The organism is Glutamicibacter sp. NPDC055354, assembly GCF_053644955.1.
The window spans coordinates 665738-689462 of record NZ_JBSHMB010000001.1 but is presented as its reverse complement, the minus strand read 5'-3'; the positions used below and the strand labels follow the sequence as shown (position 1 = coordinate 689462).

The following is a 23725-nucleotide window of genomic DNA, read 5'->3' as shown; positions in this document are numbered from 1 at the left end:
GGAACGCGGCGGATCGATATTCGTAGGTATCTTCGATAAACTGGGTTCGATCGAACATATATCCCAAGGAGTGGCATGATCAGCTCATTGACCGGCACCGTGCAGGCGGTAGCCCTGAACACCGCGGTAATTGACGTTAACGGCTTCGGGATGCTGGTCAATGCCACCCCCGGGACGCTGTCCACCCTGCAGGCAGGACGCGAGGCTACGGTATTCACCTCCATGGTGGTCCGCGAGGATTCGATGACCCTCTTCGGCTTCGCTACCGCTGAGGAACGCGATGTCTTCGAGGTCCTGGTTTCCGTATCGGGCATCGGGCCACGCACCGGCTTGGCCATCTTGGCGGTGCACTCTCCGGAGGAAGTCCGCATCGCGGCGAACACCAAGGACACCGCCGCTTTCACCAAGGTATCGGGCATTGGCCCCAAGGGCGCGAGCCGCATCGTGCTGGAACTGAACGGCAAGCTGATCCCGACTGGCGCGCCAGCGGCCCCGGTTTCTGGCGGCGGCAACGCGAGCGTCTGGGAACCGCAGGTGATCGAGGCGCTGACCGGCCTGGGCTGGAGCGAAAAGGATGCAACCAGCACCCTGAAATCGCTGTCCAAGGCTGATCCAGATGTCGTTGCCACCGGCAACGTCGCAGAAATCTTGCGTGCTGCACTGCGCAGCATGTCCAGCGGAACCCGCGCCTAAGCGGTCTGCGAGAGGATCAACTGATCATGAATGACTCTACCGGGCTCACGAATGCCGGCAGCGAACCCGAGGAACGGGTAATCGAAGCGGCCCTGCGCCCGCGGAACCTCGACGACTTCGTGGGCCAATCCCGAGTGCGCCAGCAGCTCTCGCTGGTGCTTGAAGCAGCGAAAATCCGCGAACGCACCGCGGACCACGTTCTGCTCTCTGGCCCGCCGGGCCTGGGCAAGACCACCTTGTCGATGATTATCGCCGCCGAGATGAACGCGCCATTGCGCATTTCCTCCGGCCCAGCGATCCAACACGCCGGTGACTTGGCCGCGATCCTCTCGTCGTTGACCGAAGGCGAGGTGCTGTTCCTCGATGAAATCCACCGCATGTCCCGGCCGGCCGAGGAAATGCTCTACATGGCCATGGAAGACTTCCGCGTAGATATCATCGTCGGAAAGGGCGCCGGCGCCACGGCCATTCCGCTGGAGCTTCCGCCCTTCACCCTCGTTGGCGCAACCACGCGCGCCGGACTATTGCCCGGCCCGTTGCGTGACCGCTTCGGCTTCACTGGCCATCTGGAGTTCTACGCGGTCAAGGAGCTTGAACTGGTTTTGCGCCGTTCGGCCATGATGCTTGATCTGAGCGTCACTTCGGCCGCGTTCACCGAGATCGCCGGACGCTCCCGCGGTACGCCCCGTATCGCCAACCGCCTGCTGCGTCGCGTGCGTGACTGGGCGCTGGTGCATAAGCTCGAAGAGATCGATGCCCAAGCGGCCGAGGCCGCCTTGGATATGTACGAGGTCGATGCACGTGGCCTTGATCGCCTGGACCGGGGTGTGCTCGAAGCCTTGTGCACCAAATTCGGCGGGGGACCGGTGGGGCTATCGACCCTGGCCATCGCCGTGGGTGAAGAAACCGAAACCGTCGAGACCGTCGCAGAGCCATACCTGGTGCGCGAAGGGCTGATGGGCCGGACCCCGCGCGGTCGTATTGCCATGCCCGGGGCCTGGGCGCATCTGGGCTTGGCGATGCCAAAGGATGCGATCTTCGCCAGTGCGCAAAGCTATGAAAACGATGAGGATTAGGCAGGCATTACTTCACTGCCCGCGTAAATGGTCTGCCGGTTCACCGTGACGCATTAGACTAAAGACGCCCGACCTATGCCCGTTTCGGGGCGAGGTGGGGCGTCTTTGCTGTATTACGCCAGAAATAGCCGCAACAGCATCCCAGAACTTCAGATCAAATCGCAACAATTCGTTAGCAGGTAAATACGTGAATCCCCTCGTAATCGCTCAGGCCGCTGGTGGCGGCTTCAACCCTTCGCTGATCCTGATGGTCGCGCTGTTCGCAGTGCTGATCTTCATGATGTTCCGTGGCCGCAAGAAGCAGTCCGCCCAGCAGGAGAAGCTGAAGAACAACACCGTGCCAGGCGCCAAGGTGATGACCAACTCGGGTATCTTCGGCACCGTCGTCGGCGTTGACGCAGAGGATCGCGTCCAGGTCGAGGTCGCACCGGGCGTAGTGCTGAACCTGCACCGCCAGGCCATTGCCACCTTCCTGGACAAGGATGCAGCAACCCCGGCCGTGGCCGACGGCGCAGCAGAATCCGCCAGCACCACCGAAACCCCGGAAGAGTCCCTGCGTCGCCTGAACGATGAGGGCAAGGACGAGCGCAACGCCTAAGTCCCGGGCAGCATAGCGGTGGCCTGAAGGCTAAGCCACCCAAACCAGAAAGCACAATAGATGTCATCAATCAGACCTGTTAAGCAGGCGCGCAAAGCGTTGCTATGGTTGCTGATCGTCTTCATCATCGCAACTGGCGTGTTGATAGCCGGTGCAGCGAACGGTAAAACCGGATGGGGACCGAAGCTCGCCCTCGACCTCGAAGGCGGTACCGAGATGATCCTGGCCCCTCGGGTCCAGGGCGACGAAGCAATCAACCAAGAACAACTGGACCAAGCGGTGGAGATCATCCGCCAGCGTGTGGACGGTTCCGGTGTTACCGAATCGGAAATCACCACCCAGTCCGGTCGCAACGTTGTGGTCTCGATGCCCGGCACCCCGGACCAGACCACTCGCGATTTGATCCAGGCCTCGGCCAACATGGAGTTCCGCCCGGTGCTGATCACCGGCAGCTACGCAGCCACCCCTGAGGAAGATCGCACTCCCAAGGAAGAACTGCCAAAGCCTGAGGGCAAGCCAGAGAACCCATCGGACACCAACTGGATCACCGCAGAGCTCTTCCAGGAGTTTGAAGGCTACGACTGCGAAACCGAGCTCAAGGACCGCGGCGGGGACGCTGCGGACCCAGCCAAGCCAATGATCTCCTGCGATACGGACATGGGCGTCAAGTACATCCTTGGCCCACAGGAAATCTCCGGCGACAAGATCAAGGACGCATACGCGCAGCTCGCTCGCGGCGTCAACGGTTCGGTCACCGGCGAATGGGTTGTCGTGATCGAGTTCAATGCCGAAGGCACCAAGATCTTCGCCGACACCACGCAGCGTCTGATTGCCCTGCAGGGTTCGCAGAACCAGTTCGCGATCGTGCTTGATGGCGAGACCATCTCGGCGCCAACCACCAATGCGGTGATCTCCGATGGCCGTCCGCAGATTTCCGGTGGCTTCACCCAGGACACCTCGCAGGCGCTGGCCGAGCAGCTGAAGTACGGCGCACTGCCAATCAGCTTCGACATCCAGTCAGAGCGCCAGGTTTCTGCAACGCTGGGTGCTGACCAGCTGACCGCGGGCCTCATTGCCGGTGTTATCGGCCTGGTCCTGGTATTTATCTACTCGCTGTTCCAGTACCGCGCCCTGGGCTTGGTGACCATCGCTTCGCTGCTCGTCGCCGGTGTGCTGACCTACCTCTGCCTGGTCCTGCTTGGCTGGGGCATGAACTACCGCCTGTCGCTGGCGGGCGTGGCTGGCTTGATCGTAGCGATCGGCCTGATCGCGGACTCGTTCATCGTGTACTTCGAGCGTGTTCGAGATGAGCTGCGCGAAGGCCGGCCATTGGCAAGCGCCGTGGATATCGGCTGGAAGCGTGCCAAGCGCACCATTCTGGCCTCCAAGGCCGTGAACGTGTTGGCTGCAGTAGTGCTCTACATCGTTGCCGTGGGCAACGTGCGAGGCTTCGCCTTCACCTTGGGCCTGACCGCAATCGTTGACCTCGTGGTCGTGTACGGACTGACCCATCCAACCTTGGTCCTGCTGGCACGCACCAAGTTCTTCGCCAACGGCCACCCGCTCTCGGGCATGGATCCATCGTTGCTTGGCGTCAAGCCGCTGTACCAAGGTGCAGGCAAGGTTCGCCGCTTCGATGAAAACGTTGTGGCAAACCGCGGCAAGAAGAATGCGAAGGCCTCGGCTGAGGCCGCCAAGCGCATGACGATTGCCGAGCGTCGCCGTGCACAGGCCGAACAGCCAGCCAGCACGCAGGCCAAGGCCCAGGAGGAGAACAATGAATAAGCTAGTCACTTGGGGCAACGAGCTCTACACCGGCAAGCGTTCCTACCCGTTCACCTCCAAGTACCGGTTGTGGTTCCTGATCGCCGGTATTCTGGTGATGCTGTCGATCCTGCTTCCAGTGGTCAAGGGCGGCTTCAACCTGGGCATCGACTTCCGCGGTGGTTCTGAATTCACCGTTTCGGATGTGCAGAACACTGATATCTCGATTGGTGAAAAAACTGTTAGCTCGGTGGCTTCGGGTTCCGAGGCAACGGTCACCAACATTGCTCCGGGCACCATGCGCGTGCAGACTGAGCGTTTGAGCGATGACCAGACCTTGGCCATCGCCGGCCAGCTCGCGGAGAACTACGGCGTCTCCAGCGATGAAGTTACCAGTAACTTCATCGGCCCAACCTGGGGTGAAGACGTTTCGCGCCAGGCACTGGTTGGCTTGGTAGTCTTCGTGGTCCTGGTGGGCTTGCTGATGGCTGCCTACTTCCGAACCTGGAAGATGTCGCTGGCAGCGATCGTCGGACTGATTACCGTGGTGATCGTGACTGCGGGCATCTACTCGCTGTCCGGTTTCGAAATCACGCCCAGCGCGATCATCGGCTTCCTGACCATTCTGAGCTACTCGCTGTATGACACCGTGGTGGTTTTCGACAAGGTCCGCGAAAACACCAAGGACTACACCCAGCAGTCCAAGCGCACCTTCGAGCAGCTGGTGAACCTCGCTGTGAACCAGACCCTGGTTCGCTCGATCAACACCTCGGTCGTTGCCGTGCTTCCAGTGGCCGCGATCCTATTCATCGGCTCCTACCTGCTGGGTGCCGGTACGCTCAAGGACCTGTCCTTGGCGCTGTTCGTCGGTATCATCGTCTCGGCCCTGTCGACCTTGTTCGTGCAGGCGCCAATGTTCCATTGGCTCCGCCACAAGGACGACGACGTGGTAGCGCACGATAAGAAGATGGCTGCTGCCTAAACCGATCCGAAGATCTGAATTTGGTGCTCCCAGCATTTGCTGGGGGCACCAATTCGCTTAAGCGGGAAGATGCGTAATTAGTTGTCACCGCCCGAACGTGCTATAACGTTTGAACTAAAGAAGGTGTTTTTTCAGTGCACGGCTACCAGTGATCTGGTGGCCCGGAACTACCGTTGGATTCCGTCGGGCTTCACGCAGGCTCGGGAAAGAATCCAACGGCAACGGGAAGGAGCGGGGCATGGCGAATACGCCTAACCTGAACAATTCGAAACGACGCTCTATCTCTCGTTTGGTGCGCTTTGCTGGCCGGGGGAGCACCCCGAGCACATCGCCGACCCTTGAACCGCTATTGCGCACGGTCAAGTCCAAGCATCCGAAGGCGGATCTGGACCTGCTGGTCCACGCCTACGAGGTCGCCGAAAAGTACCATGAAGGCCAGAAGCGCAAGAGCGGCGACCCGTACATAACGCACCCGGTCGCCGTCGCCACGATCCTGGCGGAGATGGGGATGACCGGCTCGATTCTTGCCGCCGCCTTGCTGCACGACACCGTTGAAGACACCGATTACTCCCTGGAGTCGGTTAAGAAGGAATTCTCCGAGGAAATCGCCATGCTGGTCGATGGCGTGACCAAGCTGGACAAGGTCACCTATGGCGATGCGGCCCCGGCAGAGACCGTGCGCAAAATGGTCGTGGCCATGTCCCGCGACATCCGCGTGCTGCTGATCAAGCTGGCCGACCGCCTGCACAATGCCCGTACCTGGCGCTACGTATCCCCGGAATCTTCCTCGCGCAAGGCGAAGGAAACCCTGGAGATCTTCGCACCGCTGGCACACCGTCTGGGCATGAACACCGTCAAGTGGGAGCTGGAGGACCTGTCCTTCGCTGCCTTGCACCCGAAGGTCTACCAGGAGATCGTCCGCATGGTGGGCGATCGCACTCCGGAACGTGAAAAGTACCTCTCCTCGATCCGCCAGACCCTTTCGGGCGATCTCGGCGATGTCGCCATCCATGCCTCGGTTTCCGGACGGCCAAAGCACTACTACTCGATCTACCAGAAGATGATCGTGCGCGGCAAGGACTTCGACGATATCCATGACCTCATGGGCGTGCGCATCCTGGTGGATACCGTCAAGGACTGCTACGGCGCCCTGGGCGTCGTGCACGCGGAGTGGAATCCACTGCCTAACCGCTTCAAGGACTACATTGCGATCCCGAAGCTGAACCTCTACCAGTCGCTGCACACCACGGTGATGGGTCCTGAAGGCAAGCCGGTAGAGATCCAGATCCGCACCCACGATATGCACGTACGCGCCGAATACGGCGTAGCAGCGCACTTCCAGTACAAGCATGGGCAGACCGATAACTCCATGCTTTCGCCGGAACAGAATATGGATTGGCTGCGTTCCTTGATGGAGTGGCAGGCGGATACCGCCGACTCCGAAGAGTTCCTGGACGGCCTTCGCTACACGATCAGCTCCGCTGAAGTCTATGTGTTCACCCCCAAGGGCGACATCATGTCCTTGCCGGTTGGTGCCACACCGGTGGATTTCGCCTACTCGATCCACACCGACGTCGGCCACCGCACCATCGGCTCCCGCGTCAATGGCAAGCTCGTCCCACTGCATACCGAGCTCAAGCAGGGCGATGTGGTGGAGGTCTTCACCTCGAAGGCCGAAGGCGCTGGCCCATCCCAGGATTGGCAGAACTTTGTCCGCTCGCCTCGTGCCAAGGCAAAGATCCGCGGTTACTTCTCCAAGGAACGCCGCGAGGAGGCCATCGAAAAGGGCAAGGAGCTGCTGACCAAGGAACTGCGTCGCAACCAGCTGCCATTGCAGAAATTGATGACTCACGACCTGCTCACGGCGGTAGCCAACGAACTGCACCACACGGACATTTCGGCCCTGTACCAGTCCGTGGGTGACGGCCATACCAGTGCACAGAACGTCATTGAGCATTTAACGGCCCTGATTGGCCCTCCAGAAGCCGAACAGGTCGATGAGGAAGCGGTAGTCCGCCCAATGGCTCCCAGCCCGGCTACGGGCAACGACGCCGGCGTGATCGTCGAGGGCCTGGGGGATGTGCTGGTGAAGCTGGCGCGTTGCTGCACCCCAGTGCCGCCAGATGAAATCCAGGGTTTCGTAACCCGTGGCGCCGGAGTCTCGGTGCACCGCACCGACTGCCTGAATCTGACGCAGCTCGCCGAGCAGCCGGATCGACTGGTCAATGTCACGTGGGCCACCAAGCACCATGGCGTGTTCCTGGTGGAGATCCAGGTCGAAGCATTGGACCGCAAGTCGCTGCTCTCCGACGTCACCCGGATCCTCTCCGAAAGCCACTTGAACATCCTTTCGGCCAGTGTGCAGACAAGCAAGGACCGTGTGGCAATCTCCCGTTTCTCCTTCGAAATGGGCGACCCCAAGTTCCTGAGCCACGTGCTGAACCAAGTACGCCGCATCGATGGCGTCTACGATGTCTACCGCACCACCGCAGGGTCCCGCCGCTAATAGCGCGGTGCACCCCGCGGCGGCAGCCTAGGCCGCTTGCGCCGTATCGGAGAAGGACTGGACCAGGCGCAGGGCTCGGGATCGCTCGGGTGAGGGAACCTCGGATGCCAGGGCTTGTTTGATGGCGTCCAAAGTCAGGTAGGGATCTGCCAGGGCCGCGACTGTGCCCAGAACGCGGCTGGCAATGGGCAATGGATCGTATTTCGCGCAGTCGCAGGCGCTGCGCAATGCGGTGGTCACCCTGATGCGGCTGCGGAACACCATGTCCGTATCCGGCACCTGCATTTGGGCGAATTCCGCCCTCAGCCCGTGCCCGGGGTAGAACGGCCGATGGTAGCTCTTGGCGTAGATGCACAATGTGGACACTGACGGCAAGAGCCCATGGATCCAGGCTGCAGTTTGGCGAGCTAGCACCGCATCGCGGGCCAGCTCGCGGCCACAGGCGAAACCCGCAATCCGTGCCCGCACCGACGCGTTGACTCGGATGCTGCTGGGCAAAAAATAATCACCGAGGACCTCGAGCAGCAGGCCGTTGTGGGCCATGGCGTGCAGCTCGTTGCGGGTGAACATCTCACCAGCGATCCACAGGTCCCCGGGAATGCGCAACGCGGCGGCGCGAGGTCCGGTAGCTGGGGAATTTCTCGTTTCCATAGAGCTACTGAACCAGTTCGCGCCGCCGCGTTGGCGGTGTGCAAGCGATCTGTGGATTACTTACTGGAAGTCGGCAGCCGACTTCTCCAAGGTGCTCAGCCACATGCGGCGTGCATCCAGGGCCTCCTGGGCTGTCGCGATCTGCTTGGCGTTGCCCTTGGCCTGTGCTGCTGCCAGATCATCTTCCAAGGCGGAGATGGTGTCCTGCAGCTGCGAGAGCATCGAGTTGGAGCGGGCCTTGGTCTCCGGGTTGGAACGGCGCCACTGCTCGTCCTCGGCCCCCTTGACCGCGTCCTCGACCTGGCGCAGAGCCGACTCGATGCGCTGCAGGTCATTGCGCGGCACCTTGCCGGCAGCTTCCCAACGGGTGCGGATCGAATCCAGCTTGTTCTTGGCAACAGCCAGATCCTTGATGGGAAGCAGCGCGCGCGCTTCTTCCAGCAGGGCTTCCTTCACCACGAGGTTCTGGGAGTACTCTTCATCGATCTTGGCGTTGGCCGCGGCGCGGGCCTGGAAGAAGACATCCTGGGCGGCGCGGAAGCGGCTCCAGAGCTGGTCGTCGTCCTTGCGCGAGGCACGGCGCGACTTCTTCCACTCGTCCATGAGCTTGCGGTACTCGGCGGCGGTAGCGGTCCAGTCGGTGGACCCCTGCAGCACCTCGGCGCGAGCGATCAGCTCTTCCTTCACTTCCTTGGCGGCCGCGTTGGTTGAATCCAGCTGCGAGAAGTAGGCCCGGCGATGGCGGTCGAAGGTGGTGCGGGCGGAGCGGAATCGCTTCCACAGCGCGTCTTCGGTGGACCGTGGCAGGCGCACCGAGGACCGCTGCGAACCCTTCCAGGCGTCGAACAGCTCGTTCATCGCCGCCGAAGCGGTCTTCCACTGGATCTGCTCCGGGCGCTTGCCGGCCAGCTCTTCAGCCTGTTCGACGATGGCTTCGCGGGCAGCGAGCTGTTCCGCGCGAGCTTCGTCGTTGGCCTTGCGCTGTTCGCTGGTCAATGCCTCGACGGCTACGCGGGCATTCTCGAGGCGCGTTTCCAGCGCCGGGATGTCGCCGACCATATGGCGTTCGGCAACGGTGGCCGAGAGCGCCTGCACAGCCTTGCTGAGCTCGCCGGCCGGGGCCTTGGCAACGACGCGCTGCTCCAGGAGCATCAGCTGCGAGAGCGCGTCGTCGTATTTGCGCACGAAGTAGCCCAGGGCTTCGTCCTGGGTTGCGTCGGGGTATTGGCCCACTGGGAATTCGGCGCCGTCAATGATCACGAAGACGTGGCCGTCCTCGGTAACACGGGCGAACTTTGCCGCTTCGTCGAGGGGAGTGGTATGTGCGACGCTTGGCGCTACAACCGGCTTTGCGGCAGGCTTCTGGGCCTGTGGCAATGGGGTCTTCTGGCTGTCGTCGGATTGCTGACTGGTGGTCACCGCTGAAACTCTTTCACTTTACGAGCACTTGCTTTAGCCAACTCTACCTGTGACCTCCGCTTCTTAGTAAGCCGACGTGCACAGGTTTCTCGGGTTTCGGGCTATAAGATGGGTAGGTAGCCCAATTTGCACTAAGGAGTTTCATGGCACGCAAGGCCTCACTATCAGGTTTCCCGGAATGGCTTCCCGCCGAACGGGCAGTTGAACAGCATGTGCTCGATACCTTGCGCCACGTCTTCGAACTGCATGGATTCGCCAACATCGAGACCCGTGCGGTGGAAACCCGAGCGCAACTTCTGCGCAAGGGCGAAATCGACAAAGAAGTCTACGGACTGTCCCGGCTGGCCGCGGAGGATGAGAAGAACGATCCCAACGCGTTGGCCCTGCACTTCGACCTGACCGTGCCTTTCGCACGCTACGTGGTGGAGAACGCAGGCCACCTGGCCTTCCCCTTCCGCCGCTACCAGATGCAGAAGGTCTGGCGTGGCGAACGCCCGCAGGATGGCCGCTTCCGCGAATTCACCCAGGCCGACATCGATGTCGTGGGCGATGGCACCTTGCCCTTCAGCTACGACGTGGAGCTGGCGCTGACCATTGCTGACGCGCTGTCCGCCCTGCCGATCGGCGATTTCCGCCTGCGGGTGAATAACCGCAAGCTGGCCGAGGGCTTCTACCGCGGCCTGGGCCTGGAAGATCCGGATGCAGTCCTGCGCGCCATCGACAAGCTGGAAAAGATCGGCGATGACGCCGTCGCCAAGATCCTGGTCGAAGAAGTCGGCGCCACCGCGCAGCAGGCCGCCGCCGCCCTGGCCCTGGCCAAGATCCGCACCATGGACACGTCCTTCGTGGAGCAGGTCCGCGCACTGGGCGTCAGCCACGAACTGCTGGAAACCGGCTTGGATGAGCTCTCGCAGGTCATCGATGCCGCATCCAAGCGCGCACCGGGCAAGGTCATGGCCGATTTGTCCATCGCCCGCGGGCTGGACTACTACACCGGCACCGTGTACGAAACCGTGCTGGTGGGCCACGAATCCCTGGGTTCGATCTGCTCGGGCGGGCGCTACGAATCGCTGGCTTCCAAGGGCAAGAAGAACTACCCGGGTGTGGGCTTGTCCATCGGCGTCACCCGCCTGGTCTCGCGCATCCTTGCAGAAGAGTCCGTGACCGCAAGCCGTTCGGTGCCTTCGGTGGTATATGTCACCTTGGCCAACGACGAGTCCTGGCACGAAGCGCAGGATGTAGCCTCGCAGCTGCGCGAGCGCGGCATCGCCTGCGAGGTAGCAGCCAGCGCGGAGAAGTTCGGCAAGCAGATCAAATTCGCTGATCGACGCGGGATTCCGTTCGTCTGGTTCACCCATGCCGATGGCGCCCACGAGGTCAAGGACATCCGTTCCGGCGAGCAGGTCGCCGCGGATCCGTCCACCTGGATGCCGGCCGAAGCGGACCTGAAGATCGCCATCAGCTAGTTCTCGGGCTTGATCGCCCGCCCGCGCACCAATCACGGTGCACTAAACTTCATGGGAAGAAACTTTCCCAACCGACCGAAAGGATCGTAGTGCTACGCACTCATCAGCTGGGCGTCTTGAACGCCGAGCACATTGGACAGCAGGTCACACTCACCGGTTGGGTCGCGCGTCGCCGCGACCACGGTGGTGTCGCCTTCCTGGATTTGCGTGATGCTTCGGGCGTGGCCCAGGTCGTCGTGCGCGATGAAGAGGACTTCCATCCGCTGCGCAATGAGTTCGTGCTGCAGATTCTCGGCACCGTCGAGCGCCGCCCGGAGGGCAACGAGAACCCGAACCTGCCTACCGGGCAGATCGAGGTCATCGCTGAGACCGTGACCGTGCTGAACACCGCAGCCCCGCTGCCATTCCAGGTCGACGAGCACGTCGAGGTCGGCGAGGAAGCGCGCCTGCGCCACCGCTACCTGGACCTGCGCCGCCCGACCCCGGCCCGCAACATCCGCCTGCGCTCCGAGGCCAACCGCGTGGCACGCAACCTGCTGCACGACCAGGGCTACATCGAGATCGAAACCCCGACGCTGACCCGCTCCACCCCGGAAGGCGCCCGCGACTTCGTCGTGCCGGCCCGCCTGACCCCGGGCAGCTGGTACGCCTTGCCCCAGTCCCCGCAGCTGTTCAAGCAGCTGCTGCAGGTCGGCGGCTTCGAGAAGTACTACCAGATCGCCCGCTGCTACCGCGATGAGGACTTCCGCGCGGACCGCCAGCCGGAGTTCACCCAGCTGGACATCGAAGCATCGTTCGTCGAGGAAGATGACATCATCGAGCTCGGCGAAAAGCTGGTCACCGAACTGTGGAACCTGATCGACGTGCAGGTCCCGACCCCGATCCGCCGCATGGCGTACTCGGAGGCCATGGCCAAGTACGGTTCGGACAAGCCGGATCTGCGCTTCGGCCTGGAACTGACCGAAATGACCGAGTACTTCGCGAACACCTCCTTCAAGGTCTTCCAGTCCGAGTACGTCGGCGCCGTGGTCATGCCTGGCGGCGCATCGCAGCCGCGACGCACCCTGGATGCCTGGCAGGAATTCGCCAAGCAGCGCGGTGCCAAGGGCCTTGCCTACGTGCTGATCAAGGAAGATGGCGAGCTGGCTGGCCCAGTGGCCAAGAACCTGTCCGACGAAGAGAAGGCCGGACTGGCCGCAGCTACCGGCGCAGCCGCCGGAGACTGCATCTTCTTCTCCGCCGGCAAGAAGAACGAATCCCGCGCACTGCTCGGTTCGGTCCGTGTCGAGATCGGCCACCGCACCGGCCTGATCAAGGAAGGCGACTGGGCCTTCGTCTGGATCGTCGACGCACCGATGTTCGAAGCTGCCTCCGACGCTGTCGCTTCGGGTGACGTGGCCGTGGGCGCTGGCGCTTGGACCGCTGTGCACCACGCGTTCACCAGCCCCAAGCCGGAGTTCATGGACACCTTCGACACCGATCCTGCATCGGCCCTGTCCTACGCCTACGACATTGTCTGCAACGGCAACGAAATCGGCGGCGGTTCGATCCGTATCCACCAGCGCGACGTCCAGGAACGCGTCTTCAAGCTCATGGGCGTAACCCAGGAGCAGGCTGACACCCAGTTCGGCTTCCTGCTCGAGGGCTTCAAGTACGGCGCCCCACCGCATGGCGGCATCGCCCTGGGTTGGGACCGCGTGCTGCAGCTGCTGACCAACTCGGAGTCCATCCGCGACGTCATCGCCTTCCCGAAGACCGGTGGCGGTTTCGATCCGCTGACCGCGGCTCCTGCACCAATCACCCCGCAGCAGCGCAAGGAAGCAGGCATCGACTTCAAGCCTGAGAAGAAGAAGGCCGAAGAGACCGAAGCCAAGTAGGCTCACGCAGCTTCGCAATGCCGGATGGAACGCTTGAATGCGTTCCATCCGGCTTCTTTTTAACCTGGAATTAGCTCTTTTGGTGGACTATGAGTATTTTTAATACTAGGTTTGTTTTTGACTTAGTTTGCAGAACCAGTTCTCACGACCACTTTGGAGCGATACGTGCCAGCAGAAGAACCACACGATATCATCGAACGTTACCCAGAAGCGGACCAGGAATGGGCTAAAACCTTTTTCGCTTCAATGGTGTGGAACGACCTCACCAATGCGCAGGTGGCGCTCGAACTGGACCGCACCCTGAGCATGGTTCGCGATAGCGGGCAGCGGGCCGAGGAACTCTTTGGCCATTCGGGCGAATATGGTGCGACGCGGGCTCAATGTCTATTGACGCCAGAGCAGCGCGCGGACGCGGAACTTCCCGTCGAATCAAGTACTGCGCTATTGGCGGTTGTTGGGATGCTTGTTGGCCTGCTGTGCACTGGATTTGGAATCTGGATTGGGTTCCGCGATGGGTGGACCTCGAGTTCGTGGCACTACTGGCAGCTTTCTGCTCTAACTGCCGGGGCAGGGATCGCACTATCGGGATACCTGTGGTGGTTTAACCGATTGAAGGGGAAATTCGGCCTGTCCTGGATACTGGGACCGGTAGGTATCCTCGTGTCGGTTGGAGCTGCCGCTCTAATCGTGCAGATAGGAGGAAGCAATAATCTGCTGCCCCTGCCAAATTGGTTAGCTCCAATTCTTGGCGCAGCGCTGGTGGTTGCTTGCTTCTATCTGATGCCTGCCTATAAAGCGCAGAAAGCCGCTGGCGGGCAACAAATCCTTCTCGGCACCGACGAGTGGTTCGCGGAAACCACCAGACTGCTGCGCGGACGCTACGGCATGAGTCACAAGGAAGCCAACGAGTCGCTGAGTACTGCGCGAGAACATCTCGATGATGCGGCGACCCGAGGCGAAAAAGCTGACCCAAACCTTGAATTCGGAACGCCCAATGAATTCGTGATTGGGCTGGCAGTGAACACCGAAAAGGCGCTCAAGCGTCGTTGGCTTCTACGCCGCATGGCCACCTTGGCCGTAGTCGCTTTATTCGCGGTCGGCGCGGTCGCTGGCCTGATGGATCCAGCGCGAAATGGCGGGGATATTTTCTTTGGGGTCGCAGTGCTGGTGTTTGCCGCGGTGAGCGTTTACGAGCTGCGTCCGGCTGACCGCAAGGCCTACGTCCAAGAGAAGCTCAAGGAACGAGCAGCCAATGCCCGGGCACTGCAGGAGCGCGACGATGACTAAGCCCGAAGGCTTTCCGGGTAGCTGGCAACGCGCCATGTTGCCGATGCTCTTACTCGCCGAACTCTCGGCTGGCCAGGCCCACGGTTATGCACTGGCGAAATCCCTGCAGGAACGCGGTTTCGGGCCGATCAAGGGAGCCACGCTCTACCCCGCATTGGCCAAACTCGAGGCCTCGGGTTTTGTTGAAACCCGCTGGGAAGAAGGCCAAGGTGGCCCGGGGCGAAAGGTCTACGAACTCTCCGCCACCGGCCGGGTGGAACTAGCCGAGCAACGAGCCAGCTTCGAACAACTGACCCAACTGGTACAAAGCACCGGCCGCTAGGGGAGGTCTGCCGAGTCTACGATCATCGTGAACGGTCCGGTATTGGTCAGCGAGACATTCATCATCGCGCCAAATACACCGGTCTGAACGCTCGCACCCAATTTGCGCAGGTGCTCCACGAAGTAGTCGTACAGAGGTTCGCTGATAGGACCGGGTGCCGCATTGGACCAGGATGGGCGGCGGCCCTTGCGCACCGAACCGTACAGGGTGAACTGGCTGATCACTAGCAGTGGTGCATTCACCCCGGCTGCGGAGGTTTCATCCTCCATGATCCGCAGCTGCCAGATCTTTTCGGCCACCTTGCGTGCGATCGCCTGATCATCCTCATGGGTCACCCCAAGTAGGATCACCAAACCGGGGGAGTCGAGCTGGCCGGTAATCTGCCCTTCAACCTCAACATGGGCGGTGGAAGCGACCTGGACGACAGCGCGCATATGGCGGACCTTTCAAAAGACGGTGGGGCTTCCAGAATATCGGTAGGCTTAGGGGGTGAGCGATTTGTTCGATTCCCTGTCCGATGAGCCACGCGATGCGCGTGAGCCCCAAGTCAACCGGCCCCGTCCGCCACTGGCGGTGCGCATGCGCCCGAAGACCTTGGATGAGCTCGTCGGCCAACAACACCTGCTAGGCCCGGGTTCACCCTTGCGGCAGCTGGCCGAAAACCCTGAAACCGGGTTGGCTGGACCTGCCAGTGTGATCCTCTATGGCCCTCCGGGAATTGGCAAAACCACCATCGCCCACGTGATCGCCCGCGCCACCGACCGCAAATTCGTGGAACTTTCGGCCATCACCGCCGGTGTCAAAGATGTCCGGCGAGTCATCGAACAGGCCAAGGATGACCGCGATCTGCGCGGGATTACCACCGTGCTCTTCCTCGATGAGATCCACCGCTTCAACAAGGCCCAGCAGGACGCACTGCTGCCCGGCGTGGAAAACCGTGTCGTCGTCCTGGTAGCTGCGACGACGGAAAATCCCTCCTTCTCGGTGATCTCGCCGCTGCTTTCGCGCTCTTTGCTGCTGACCTTGCGTCCGCTGACCGACGGCGACCTGTCCACCTTGCTCGAGCGCGCTGTGGCCGACGAGCGGGGTTTCGACGGCCAGGTGCTCCTCAAGGAGGAGCAGCGCGACGCCATTGTCCGCCTGGCCCAGGGTGATGCCCGACGCTCGCTGACCGTGCTGGAAGCAGCCGGCGCGGTGGCTTGGAACGCCGCGGGCGCCGGCATCGATCCACCGGTGCTGATTACGGACGACCATGTGCAGCTGGCCATGGACCAGGCGGTCCAGCGCTACGACAAGGATGGCGACCAGCACTACGACATCATCTCCGCGTTCATCAAGTCCGTCCGCGGTTCGGATGTGGACGCGGCCCTGCACTACCTGGCGCGAATGCTCTCTGCGGGGGAGGACCCCCGGTTCATTGCCCGCCGCCTGATGATCTCGGCCTCGGAGGATATCGGCATGGCCGATCCCACCGCACTTCCCGTTGCCGTAGCAGCCGCCCAATCGGTGCAGCTCACCGGCATGCCGGAAGCACGGATCATGCTCGGGCAGGCAACGGTTCATCTGGCTACGGCCCCGAAGTCCAACGCCTCGTACAATGCGATCAACGCCGCCCTGGCCGACGTATCCGAAGGCAAGGGATCGCTGGTTCCCGACCACCTGCGTGACGCGCACTATCCCGGCGCCAAGCAGCTGGGCCATGGCGTGGGCTACATCTACGCCCATGATGCTCCGCACTCCATCGCAACCCAGCAGTACCTGCCCGATGATCTGGTGGGCACCGACTACTACACGCCGACCAATAACGGTGCGGAAAAAACCATAGGGTCCCGCCTGTCCCGTTTGCGTGAAATTATCCGGGGCAAGGATCCGCAGCGCTCCAAGGGCAAGCGCTGATTGTGCGCTAGGCCTCAGAGAAAGCTGCTGCCGTTTCGTGTAAACTTGATCTTTGGCTGGCAAGCCTTGTCCCGCATTCGAGTCATCGAGCGTGGAGGCAGGGTTGAAGTGAAGCAGGGACGCGACGCCCACACACTCTCCCACCTGGAGGCCAGTAGATACCGTCGCTAATCGAAAGGGACACATTATGGCTAACGCCCGTGCCCGCCGCACCGTACGCCTTTCGCGTGCGCTCGGCCTTGCATTGACTCCAAAAGCTGAAAAGTACATGGAGCGCCGTCCATACGGTCCAGGCCAGCACGGCCGCGCCCGTAAGAAGCAGGACAGCGACTACGCAGTACGTCTGCGCGAAAAGCAGCGTTTGCGTGCCCAGTACGGCATCCGCGAAGCTCAGATGCTGAGCGCCTTCAAGGAAGCTAAGCGCCTCGGCGGCGAAACCGGCGGTAACCTGCTGGCTCTGCTCGAGTCCCGTCTGGATGCCCTGGTTCTGCGTGCAGGCTTCGCCCGCACCATCCAGCAGGCCCGCCAGATGGTTGTTCACCGCCACATCCTGGTCAACGGCCAGCGTGTAGACCGTCCGTCCTTCAAGGTACAGCCGGGTCAGCTGATCCACGTACACGAGAAGAGCGAGAAGATGGTTCCATTCCAGATGGCTGCAGCAGGTGAGCACTCGAAGGTGCTGCCAGCCGCTCCTGCTTACCTGGACGTAAAGCTGGAAGCCCTCCAGGCTACCTTCGTGCGCACCCCAGAGCGCACCGAAATCCCAGTGACCTGCGAAGAGAACCTCGTGGTCGAGTACTACGCACGCTAAATCCGTGCGCTAGTTCCAAGCCCGCAACCGGAAACGGTTGCGGGCTTGTCGCTTAACTACCTATCTGGGCTCTGACTTCGATAAGGTGGACTGGCACCAAAAACCCAAAGCAGAAGAGGAAGCACATGTCGGGTTCGGATATTGCAGGGCTCATCGCCGCCGGCGCGTTTGTTGTACTAGTTGTGCTGCTGGCAGTGCCGATCATTAAGTTGGGCAAGGTGTTCGACGAGCTGCGCAAATCGATCAAGGACCTGGCTGACGGAACCACTCCGCTGATCGGCGAAGTCGCCAACACCGTGGCGACCACCAACGACCAGCTCAAGAAGGTCGATGCCATCACCAGCAACGTTTCTGACACCACCGCCAATGTGTCCGCGCTGTCCTCGCTGGTAGCAGCCACCGTTGGCAAACCGCTGATCAAGGTTGCCGCGTTCACCGAAGGCGTGAAGGTCGCGATGAACACCAAGCCAAGCGGCAAGGCTCGCCGCAGCCGCTAAGCAAGCAACGCTGTTTGATCGAACACGTATCGGCGCGCTGAATAGGATACGGCCAACTGGTGGCCGCCAAGGAGACTAGAATGAAAAAGCTCTTGTGGGTTTCGATTGGAGTGGGCGTTGGCGTGCTCGCGTCCAAGAAATACGCTGAAGTTTCATCCGGGGCGGCGCTAAACCGCCAGGTCGGCAAGTACACCGACCGCGCCTCGGAATATTGGGAAGCCTTCCGCCAAGGAATGAGCTCCCGCGAAGAAGAATTACGTTCCGCCTTGGGCGTGGACGCCGCTAAGTGAAGGGATCATCCGTAACACGATGAAAACGCAGGAAATTGCCCGTCGTTGGGTCGACTTTTTCGTCTCGAAGGGCCATACGGCGGTACCTAGTGCCTCGCTGGTCTCGGCCGACCCTTCGCTGTTGTTCACGGTGGCCGGCATGGTCCCGTTCATCCCTTACCTCACCGCGCGCGAAGAGCCCCCGTACTCCCGTGCGACCTCCGTGCAGAAGTGCATCCGCACCGGCGATATCGAAGAAGTGGGCAAGACCGCGCGTCACGGCACCTTCTTCCAGATGTGCGGCAACTTCTCCTTCGGCGACTACTTCAAGAACGAAGCCATCCACTTCGCCTGGGAGCTGCTGACCAGCTCCGTCGAAGACGGCGGCTACGGCCTGGACAAGGAACGCCTGTGGGTCACCGTCTACGAAGACGGAGACGAGAAGGACCTTGAAGCCCGCCGCATCTGGGAAGAAGAGATCGGCATGCCTACCGAGCGCGTCGTAGGCACCGGCAAGGAAGACAACTACTGGAATACCGGCCAGCCCGGCCCCGGCGGTCCATGCTCCGAGATCTACTACGACCGCGGCCCCGCCTACGGTGTCGAGGGCGGCCCAGCGGTCGACGAGACCCGCTACGTGGAAATCTGGAACCTCGTGTTCATGCAGTACCGACTCTCCGCGGTACGTTCCAAGACCGACTTCGATGTGGCCGGCGAACTGCCCAAGCGCAACATCGATACCGGTCTGGGCCTGGAACGACTAGCCATGATCCTGCAGGGCGTCGAGAACATGTACGAGACCGACCAGGTCCGTCCGGTGCTCGACAAGGCCGCCGAGCTTGCCGGCGTCGCCTACACCTCCACCGAGGATCCAGCCGACCCGAACCACGCCACCGACGTGCGCCTGCGCATGATCGCGGACCACATCCGCTCCTCGCTGATGCTGATCTCCGACCAGGTCACCCCGGGCAATGAAGGCCGCGGCTATGTGCTGCGCCGGCTGATCCGCCGCGCCGTGCGCGCAATGCGCCTGATGGGCGTGGACACCGAGGTGCTCCCTGAGCTGCTCCCGGTATCGCGCGACGCCATGAAGGGCGTCTACCCCGAGGTGGAGGCCGATTTCGAGCGCATTGCCCGCATCGCCTACGCCGAAGAGCGCGCTTTCCGCCGCACCATCGCTTCGGGCACCACCCGCCTGGACGAGGCACTGGGCCACGCCAAGGAGGAAGGCAAGAACCTCTCGGGCGATGACGCCTTCACCCTGCACGACACCTTCGGCTTCCCGATCGACCTCACCTTGGAGATCGCCGCCGAAGCTGGCCTGTCCGTTGACGAGTCGCGTTTCCGCGAACTGATGAACGAGCAGCGCACCCGCGCCCAGAAGGACGCCAAGGCCAAGAAGGCCGGCCACGCCGACCTGTCGGTGTACACCCAGCTGGCCGAGGCCGGCAACGTGCACTTCACCGGCTATGACACCCTCGAAGGCGAATCCTCCATCCGCGGCATCATCCGCGATGGCCAGGTTGTGCCATTCGCCGAGCAGGGCCAGGAAATCGACCTGGTGCTGAACGAAACCCCGTTCTATGCCGAGTCCGGCGGCCAGGCAGGCGACAGCGGCCTGATCACCGGCGACGGCTTCGTGCTGGAAGTCACCGACGTGCAGGCCCCGGTCAAGGGCCTGAACGTGCACAAGGTCATCGTGCGCGAAGGCGAATTGCCAGCCGAAGCACTGGTTCGCACCCAGGTCGACGCGGTGCGCCGCCGCTCCGGCGAGCAGGCGCACTCCGCCACCCACCTGGTGCACGCCGCGCTGCGCGAGCTGCTTGGCCCAACGGCCACCCAGGCCGGTTCCTTCAACAAGGCCGGCTACCTGCGCTTCGACTTCTCCTGGGCCGAGGCGCTATCCGCCGCGGCACGCAGCGAAGTCGAGGAGGTAGTGAACCTGGCCATCGCCTCGAACTACCAGGTCGTCACCAATGAGATGGCACTGTCCGAGGCGAAGAAGCTGGGCGCCATGAGCCTGTTCGGGGAGAAGTACTCCAACGACGTGCGCGTGGTCGAGATGAACGGCGACTGGTCGCGCGAGCTGTGCGGCGGCACCCACGTGGACACCACCGCGCGCATCGGCCAGCTGACCTTGCTCTCGGAGGCTTCGGTCGGTTCGGGCAATCGCCGCGTCGAGGCCCTGGTCGGCATGGAAGCCTTCCGCCACGGAGCCGCCGAGCGCGCCCTGGTTTCCGAGCTCTCGGGCCTGTTCCGCGTTCCATCCAGCCAGGTGTCCGAGCGCGTCAACGACACCGTTGCCAAGCTGAAGGCCGCCGAGAAGCAGATCGCCGAGCTCAAGAGCCAGGCCATGCTGGCCCAGTCCGCAGCGCTGCTGCAGAAGGTCGCCACCATCGGCAGCACCCGACTGCTGGCCCACAACGCCGGGCAGATCGACTCGGCTGACGCCCTGCGCACCATGGCACTGGACCTGCGCGCCAAGCTGGGTTCCGAAGCCGCAGTCATCGTGCTGATCGGCGTGGCCAACGGCCGCCCGCTGGTGCTGGCTGTGACCAACGACGAGGCCCGCGCCAACGGCTTCAAGGCCGGCGCGCTGGTGCGCACCGCTACCGGCGTGCTCGGCGGCGGAGGCGGCGGCAAGGACGATATGGCACAGGGCGGTGGCCAGGACGCATCGAAGATCGATGACGCACTGGCTGCAATCCAGGCGGCACTGGCCAATGGCTAATGCCGCTCTCGGCGTCGACGTGGGCCTGGCCCGCGTCGGCGTCGCCGCATCTGATCCCTCCGGAATCCTCGCCACTCCGGTGATGACCCTGCGCCGGGATGCGAAGAAGAACTCGGATCTGCGGATGCTTCTGCGCATCATTGCCGATCGCGGCGTCACCGAGGTATTCATCGGGGAGCCGAAATCACTGGCTGGAAACGCGACCGAATCCACTAAAATGGCACGTGACTACGCGATTGCCTTGGCCCAGGAAGCTGCAAGCGCTAATATCGAGCTTGAGGTTTTCATGGTCGACGAACGCCTGAGCACCGTGAACGCGCATCGCTCGTTGCACGCCTCGGGCAAGAAGATGGAAGATCACCGCAAGGTGGTCGACCAGGTCGCGGCCACTGAGATCTTGCAGCAAGTGCTGGAAATGCGACGCAACAATGTGCGCGTACAAGCCAGCCGGATTGTGCTGCGCTAGCCCACAACCGCTAGGGCACCACAAAGACCCGAGAGATGAGAGTTGATGCGAGAAGAAGCCCGCCATGAACGGCAACGCGAAACGCATCGCGCGCTATACGAACGCTTTGCCGCCGGCACTGGCTTGCCGATCGAACAACCCTCAGAACCGGAACTGACCGGCACCGGGCATTACCGCCAATCGCTGGCGGCGGCCGAGGACAGCTGGCAGGAGCCCGCAGACCAGGAAGCCCCGGACAGGGAAGGAACCGACACCAGGTTCCTCCCCGCCCAGTCAGCCGCCGCCTCCGATGCGCCAGCATTTGCCGGGCACGAGGATGCCGCCCAGGAGCACTACTCGCACGAGGCCGACGCCGCGCAGCAGGCCGCGGTGCTCAGCGTCGATCCCCACGATGACCAAGCTGCCCAGGCCGCCGCCGCCGGCAAGGCCCAGCGGCGCAAGCGCACCAAGCGCAAGCGCAACCTGGTCATGCTGGCCACCGTGCTGATCTTCGCACTGGTGGTCGCCGGTTCGGTCTACTTCGTCAAGTCCGTGCTCAAGCAGTTCAACCCGGACGACTATCCAGGCCCAGGCGGCGCCGCGGTGGAATTCACCGTGGAAGATGGCTGGGGCTTGAAGATCATTTCGCGCAAGCTCGAAGAGCTCGATGTCGTCTCCAGCGACGGCCTGTTCACCGACGCCGTCGCGGACTCCGAAGCGCAGAGCAAGCTGATCCACCCCGGCACCTACCTGCTCAAGAAGCAGATGCCAGCGGCCGACGCGGCAGATATCCTCGTGAACCAGCGTCCAGACAAGGTCTTCTACATCGGGCTGAAGGCCAATATGCGCCTGGACGCGGCGATCAAGGAGATTGCCAAGGGCTCGGGCCTGGCGGAAAAGGATCTGCAGGAGCTGGCCAAGAAGCCGCAGCAATTCGGCCTGCCTGCCTCGGTGCCGAGCCTCGAAGGCTGGCTGCACCCGGGGGAGTACCGCTTCCCGCTGAACGCCGACGCCGAAGAAGTCCTGGGCGAACTGGTCAAGGCCACCAAGGCTTCCCTGGAGCAGGCCGGCATCACCGACCTCGAAGAGGGCTACCGCACCCTGAAGGTCGCCTCGATCCTGCAGGCCGAGGCACGCACCCCGGACTACGCCACGGTCGCCGGCGCGATCGAGAACCGCCTGGACCCGGGCAACCGCGAAACCCACGGGCTGCTGCAGGTCGACTCCTCGGTGATCTACGGGCTGGACCGCTACTCGCTGCAGTTCAGCGCCCAGGAGAAGCAGGACGCGTCGAACAAGTACAACACCTATGTGCACACCGGCCTGCCGCCAACCCCCTTGGGCTCGCCGGCGAATTCTGCGATCGAGGCTGCTGCCCATCCGGAAAGCAACGGCTACTACTACTGGGTGACGGTCAACATCGAAACCGGTGAAACCAAATTCGCCTCGACCTACGCTGAGCACCGGCAGAACCAGGCAGAATTCCGCGCCTGGTGCAACCAGAATCCAGGAGTCTGCTAGCGCGGATTCCCGTGCTTGCCAGCCGCACTGCTGCCGCTGTGCGGGCAGCCACAAGCAGAAAGTCCATGAAGCCATGAAGCAGGCAGCCGTTCTCGGCCACCCCATCAGCCACTCCAAGTCGCCGGTGCTGCACCGCGCCGCCTACCAGCTGCTCGGCGTGCCGATCAGCTACAGCGCGATCGATCTGGAACCGGGGGATGCTGCCGGGCACGCGGTCGAGCTGCGCGCAGGAAACTGGGCGGGCTGCTCGGTCACCATGCCGCTGAAGGATGCGTTCGTGCCGCAGATGGATGAGCTGTCCGCCCGCGTGCAACGCCTTGGTGCGCTGAACACCGTGGTGGTCCGCGAAGACGGCACCCTCTACGGGGAAAACACCGACATCGACGGCCTGGTCCAGGCCCTGGCGGATTTCGGGCTCGCCCGCAGCGCGCAAGCGATGGTCCTGGGTTCGGGCAACACCGCGCTGGCCGCCATCGAGGCCGCCGCAGAAATCGGCGCCCGGCAGCTGACGCTGGTGGTGCGCGCAGCCTCCCGTGCCACCCGCGCTGTCGAATTGGCCCGCGAGCTCGGGATGGAAACGTCCGTCCACGAGATTTCGGGCATCGGCCAGGAGCTGGCCACCACGCTCAACGAGATTCCGCTGGTCTTCTCCACCCTGCCGCCGCACGCGGCCGATGACTGGGTGCCGGCGATCGGCGCAGGCACCGGAATCCTGCTGGATGTCGCCTACGATCCGTGGCCTTCGGCCTTGGCCCGGTCTTGGCAGGGAACCGTGATCAGCGGGCTGCACATGCTGGTGCACCAGGCGGTGGAACAAGTGCGGCTCTTCAGCGCCGGTGCATGGGAGGAATCGCGTCGCATGGACGTCACAAATGCGATGTATGACTCTTTGGGTCTGGCCCGACACCAGTAAT

The 23725-nt window shown here is 62.4% G+C and carries 21 protein-coding genes; 18 read left to right on the top strand and 3 right to left on the bottom strand.

Annotation, left to right across the window (positions count from 1 at the left end; genetic code table 11):
- Window positions 1-75: 75 nt before the first annotated feature.
- The 6 genes from ruvA to ACWICV_RS03100 all read left to right on the top strand — a co-directional run bounded on the left by ruvA (window position 76) and on the right by ACWICV_RS03100 (window position 7619).
- Window positions 76-693, top strand: a complete 618-nt coding sequence (gene ruvA, locus ACWICV_RS03125; RefSeq protein WP_105658277.1) for a Holliday junction branch migration protein RuvA — start codon at window positions 76-78, stop codon at window positions 691-693.
- A 26-nt stretch (window positions 694-719) separates the two neighbouring features.
- Window positions 720-1769 (top strand): Holliday junction branch migration DNA helicase RuvB, encoded by a 1050-nt coding sequence (gene ruvB / locus ACWICV_RS03120; protein WP_105661370.1) that lies wholly within the window; start codon window positions 720-722, stop codon window positions 1767-1769.
- 187 nt (window positions 1770-1956) lie between these two features.
- Complete coding sequence (gene yajC, locus ACWICV_RS03115) at window positions 1957-2367, top strand: preprotein translocase subunit YajC (RefSeq protein WP_105658279.1); 411 nt, start codon at window positions 1957-1959, stop codon at window positions 2365-2367.
- Window positions 2368-2427: 60 nt separating this feature from the next.
- Window positions 2428-4152, top strand: a complete 1725-nt coding sequence (gene secD / locus ACWICV_RS03110; RefSeq protein WP_400289244.1) for a protein translocase subunit SecD — start codon at window positions 2428-2430, stop codon at window positions 4150-4152.
- Window positions 4145-5113: a protein translocase subunit SecF gene (gene secF / locus ACWICV_RS03105; RefSeq protein ID WP_105658281.1), complete on the top strand. Its 969-nt coding sequence runs from the start codon at window positions 4145-4147 to the stop codon at window positions 5111-5113. Before secD ends, secF begins: the two co-directional genes overlap by 8 nt.
- A gap of 238 nt (window positions 5114-5351) precedes the next feature.
- Window positions 5352-7619, top strand: coding sequence for a RelA/SpoT family protein (locus ACWICV_RS03100; RefSeq protein WP_105658282.1), 2268 nt, complete (start codon window positions 5352-5354; stop codon window positions 7617-7619).
- A gap of 27 nt (window positions 7620-7646) precedes the next feature.
- Here the strand turns inward: ACWICV_RS03100 and ACWICV_RS03095 are convergent, their stop codons facing one another.
- Both ACWICV_RS03095 and ACWICV_RS03090 read right to left on the bottom strand, forming a co-directional pair.
- The gene (locus ACWICV_RS03095) at window positions 7647-8270 is read right to left on the bottom strand and encodes a hypothetical protein (RefSeq protein WP_400289242.1); all 624 of its coding nucleotides are present in this window, start codon (window positions 8268-8270) and stop codon (window positions 7647-7649) included.
- 60 nt (window positions 8271-8330) lie between these two features.
- Window positions 8331-9689, bottom strand: a complete 1359-nt coding sequence (locus tag ACWICV_RS03090; RefSeq protein WP_133833327.1) for a DUF349 domain-containing protein — start codon at window positions 9687-9689, stop codon at window positions 8331-8333.
- Window positions 9690-9832: 143 nt separating this feature from the next.
- On the opposite strand from ACWICV_RS03090, the gene hisS reads away from it, so the two are divergent.
- The 4 genes from hisS (at window position 9833) to ACWICV_RS03070 (ending at window position 14641) form a co-directional block, all read left to right on the top strand.
- Window positions 9833-11155, top strand: coding sequence for a histidine--tRNA ligase (gene hisS / locus ACWICV_RS03085; protein ID WP_400289240.1), 1323 nt, complete (start codon window positions 9833-9835; stop codon window positions 11153-11155).
- 89 nt (window positions 11156-11244) lie between these two features.
- Window positions 11245-13032: an aspartate--tRNA ligase gene (gene aspS, locus ACWICV_RS03080; protein WP_105658286.1), complete on the top strand. Its 1788-nt coding sequence runs from the start codon at window positions 11245-11247 to the stop codon at window positions 13030-13032.
- A gap of 165 nt (window positions 13033-13197) precedes the next feature.
- Window positions 13198-14319: a hypothetical protein gene (locus ACWICV_RS03075; RefSeq protein WP_454090752.1), complete on the top strand. Its 1122-nt coding sequence runs from the start codon at window positions 13198-13200 to the stop codon at window positions 14317-14319.
- Window positions 14312-14641, top strand: a complete 330-nt coding sequence (locus ACWICV_RS03070) for a PadR family transcriptional regulator (protein ID WP_255164399.1) — start codon at window positions 14312-14314, stop codon at window positions 14639-14641. Before ACWICV_RS03075 ends, ACWICV_RS03070 begins: the two co-directional genes overlap by 8 nt.
- On the opposite strand, the gene dtd is transcribed toward ACWICV_RS03070, so the two are convergent.
- Complete coding sequence (dtd, locus tag ACWICV_RS03065) at window positions 14638-15075, bottom strand: D-aminoacyl-tRNA deacylase (protein ID WP_400289236.1); 438 nt, start codon at window positions 15073-15075, stop codon at window positions 14638-14640. The genes ACWICV_RS03070 and dtd overlap by 4 nt on opposite strands.
- A 55-nt stretch (window positions 15076-15130) precedes the next feature.
- Between dtd and ACWICV_RS03060 the strand changes: the two genes are divergently transcribed.
- The 8 genes from ACWICV_RS03060 (at window position 15131) to ACWICV_RS03025 (ending at window position 23724) form a co-directional block, all read left to right on the top strand.
- Window positions 15131-16537, top strand: coding sequence for a replication-associated recombination protein A (locus tag ACWICV_RS03060; RefSeq protein WP_400289235.1), 1407 nt, complete (start codon window positions 15131-15133; stop codon window positions 16535-16537).
- 184 nt (window positions 16538-16721) lie between these two features.
- Window positions 16722-17348, top strand: coding sequence for a 30S ribosomal protein S4 (gene rpsD, locus ACWICV_RS03055; RefSeq protein ID WP_105658291.1), 627 nt, complete (start codon window positions 16722-16724; stop codon window positions 17346-17348).
- A 125-nt stretch (window positions 17349-17473) separates the two neighbouring features.
- Entirely contained in the window at window positions 17474-17845 is a 372-nt protein-coding gene (locus tag ACWICV_RS03050; protein WP_400289118.1) for a DUF948 domain-containing protein, read from the top strand.
- An 80-nt stretch (window positions 17846-17925) separates the two neighbouring features.
- Window positions 17926-18135, top strand: coding sequence for a hypothetical protein (locus ACWICV_RS03045; protein WP_105658293.1), 210 nt, complete (start codon window positions 17926-17928; stop codon window positions 18133-18135).
- A gap of 19 nt (window positions 18136-18154) precedes the next feature.
- Complete coding sequence (gene alaS, locus ACWICV_RS03040; protein ID WP_400289115.1) at window positions 18155-20845, top strand: alanine--tRNA ligase; 2691 nt, start codon at window positions 18155-18157, stop codon at window positions 20843-20845.
- Window positions 20838-21311, top strand: coding sequence for a Holliday junction resolvase RuvX (ruvX, locus tag ACWICV_RS03035; RefSeq protein WP_219844133.1), 474 nt, complete (start codon window positions 20838-20840; stop codon window positions 21309-21311). Before alaS ends, ruvX begins: the two co-directional genes overlap by 8 nt.
- A 45-nt stretch (window positions 21312-21356) precedes the next feature.
- A complete protein-coding gene (gene mltG / locus ACWICV_RS03030) occupies window positions 21357-22811 on the top strand; it encodes an endolytic transglycosylase MltG (protein ID WP_454090753.1) in 1455 nt (484 codons plus the stop codon).
- 73 nt (window positions 22812-22884) lie between these two features.
- Window positions 22885-23724: a shikimate dehydrogenase family protein gene (locus ACWICV_RS03025; protein ID WP_454090754.1), complete on the top strand. Its 840-nt coding sequence runs from the start codon at window positions 22885-22887 to the stop codon at window positions 23722-23724.
- Window position 23725 lies beyond the last annotated feature (1 nt).